Origin of the sequence: Pseudomonas sp. 2VD, assembly GCF_005503585.1 — a bacterium.
GTDB lineage: Bacteria > Pseudomonadota > Gammaproteobacteria > Pseudomonadales > Pseudomonadaceae > Pseudomonas > Pseudomonas aeruginosa.
This window is the reverse complement of the sequence record NZ_SCND01000595.1, coordinates 1-2,028: the sequence shown is the minus strand read 5'-3', so window position 1 is coordinate 2,028 and position 2,028 is coordinate 1. Positions and strand designations below refer to the sequence as shown.

General features: G+C 70.9%; 3 protein-coding genes and 2 pseudogenes. 4 read left to right on the top strand and 1 reads right to left on the bottom strand.

The features are described from left to right. The 4 genes and pseudogenes from FFS27_RS32190 to FFS27_RS32175 all read left to right on the top strand — a co-directional run. On the top strand, window positions 1–321 hold a 321-nt coding region (locus FFS27_RS32190; protein ID WP_137952523.1), incomplete at its 5' end, for a malonate decarboxylase holo-ACP synthase. Then, window positions 318–1,250 (top strand): malonate decarboxylase subunit epsilon, encoded by a 933-nt coding sequence (mdcH, locus tag FFS27_RS32185; RefSeq protein WP_023100721.1) that lies wholly within the window; start codon window positions 318–320, stop codon window positions 1,248–1,250. The genes FFS27_RS32190 and mdcH, both read left to right, overlap by 4 nt. A gap of 56 nt (window positions 1,251–1,306) precedes the next feature. Beyond that, complete coding sequence (gene madL / locus FFS27_RS32180) at window positions 1,307–1,711, top strand: malonate transporter subunit MadL (RefSeq protein ID WP_003084010.1); 405 nt, start codon at window positions 1,307–1,309, stop codon at window positions 1,709–1,711. Window positions 1,712–1,716: 5 nt separating this feature from the next. Next, a pseudogene (locus FFS27_RS32175) lies at window positions 1,717–1,920 on the top strand (malonate transporter subunit MadM); the annotation flags it as partial. On the opposite strand, the pseudogene FFS27_RS32170 reads toward FFS27_RS32175, so the two are convergent. Next, window positions 1,917–2,028 (bottom strand): annotated as a pseudogene (locus tag FFS27_RS32170) (malonate transporter subunit MadM); the annotation flags it as partial. The pseudogenes FFS27_RS32175 and FFS27_RS32170 sit on opposite strands and share 4 nt — an antisense overlap.

Here is a 2,028-nt window from a genome sequence, read left to right as displayed (position 1 = left end):
CCGCTGAACGCGCTGGGACTGGCCTGGGGCGTGACCGGCGGCGCCGGTTTCGAGCTGGCCAGCGGGGTCGCCGTGCTGCATCCGGACAGCGACCTCGATCTGCTGCTGCGCACCCCGCGCCCGTTCCCGCGCGATGACGCGCTGCGCCTGCTGCAATGCTTCGAGCAGTGTCCCTGCCGGATCGACCTGCAACTGCAGACCCCGGCGGGCGGCGTGGCCCTGCGCGAATGGGCCGAGGGTCGGCCCCGGGTGCTGGCGAAAGGCAGCGAGGCGCCGCTGTTGCTGGAAGACCCCTGGCGGGTCGCGGAGGTCGAGGCATGAGCGTGCTGTTCGCCTATCCCGGCCAGGGTGCCCAACGTCCCGGCATGCTCGCGGCCTTGCCCGACGAACCGCCGGTGCGCGCCTGCCTGGAGCAGGCGGCGGACTGTCTCGGCCAGGCGCCGGCCGAACTGGAGAGCGCCGAGGCCTTGCGCGGCACCCGCGCGGTGCAGTTGTGCCTGCTGATCGCCGGGGTCGCCGCCAGCCGCCTGCTGGAGACGCGCGGGCATCGGCCGGGGCTGGTCGCCGGGCTGTCCATCGGCGCCTATCCGGCGGCGGTGGTGGCCGGCGCGCTGGACTTCGACGACGCGCTGCGTCTGGTGGCGCTGCGTGGCGAACTGATGCAGGCCGCCTGGCCCGAGGGCTACGGGATGAGCGCCATCCTCGGTCTCGACCAGGCGCAACTGGAAGCGCTGATCCTGGCGGTGCGGCGCGAGCACCCGCCGCTCTACCTGGCCAACGTCAACGCCGAGCGGCAACTGGTGGTGGCCGGCAGCGAAGCGGCGCTGGCCGCCCTCGCCGAACGCGCGCGTGCCGCGGGTGCCAGCGCGGCGAAGCGCCTGGCGGTGAGCGTACCGTCGCACTGTGCGCTGCTCGACGAACCGGCCGCGCGCCTGGCCGAAGCCTTCGCCGGTATCCGCCTGCGTCGGCCGCGCGTGCCCTACCTGAGCAGCAGCCGGGCGCGCCTGGTCGCCGAACCTGCCGCGCTGGCCGACGATCTCGCCGGCAACATGGCGCGCCGCGTCGAGTGGCTGGCGACATTGCGCAGCGCCTACGAGCGCGGTGCCCGCCTGCATCTCGAGCTGCCGCCGGGACGGATCCTCAGCGGGCTGGCGCGGCCTCTGTTCGGCTGCGCCACGCCGGCCTTCGAAGGCTCCCGGGCGGATACCCTGGACGCGCTGTTGCGCGAGGAGGAAAAGAGAACCCGATAAGCGTTCGTTCGAGGCATAAAAACAACAACATCGATCCGCAACCGAGGACAACAATAATGATTATCTACGGTGTCGCACTGCTGTCTCTGTGTACCCTCGCCGGGCTGTTCATCGGCGAGATCCTTGGCGTGCTGCTCGGCGTGCCGGCCAACGTCGGTGGCGTCGGCATCGCCATGCTGCTGCTGATCTTCGTCGGCAGCTACCTGGGCAAGCGTGGCCTGCTCTCGGCGAAGACCGAGCAGGGCGTGGAGTTCTGGAGCGCGGTCTACATTCCCATCGTGGTCGCCATGGCCGCCCAGCAGAATGTCCTCGGCGCGCTGAGCGGCGGGCCGGCCGCTATCCTCGCCGGCATCGCCGCGGTCGCCGTGGCCTTCGCCCTGGTCCCGCTGCTCGACCGCTTCGGCCGGAAGAAAGCCGAAGGCGCCCCGCCGTTGAAACCGCGCACCAGCGTGCAGGGGTGAGCGCCATGTTCGAGTCCCTGAACAAAGTCATCAATGGCTACGGCCTGATCAGCGGCTTCGCCATCATCGGCGTGACCATGGCGGTGTCCTATTGGTTGTCGGCGCGCCTCACCCGCGGGCGCCTGCACGGCTCGGCGATCGCGATCTTCCTCGGCCTGGTGCTGTCCTACGTCGGCGGCGTCGCCACCGGCGGGCAGAAAGGATTGGTGGTCAGGCTGACCGCATCGGTGTAGCCGAACGCCATGGCCACCGCGACCCCGGCGACGAACGACGAACCGACCCCGAGGAACAGCGACACCACCCCGGAAACCCCTGCC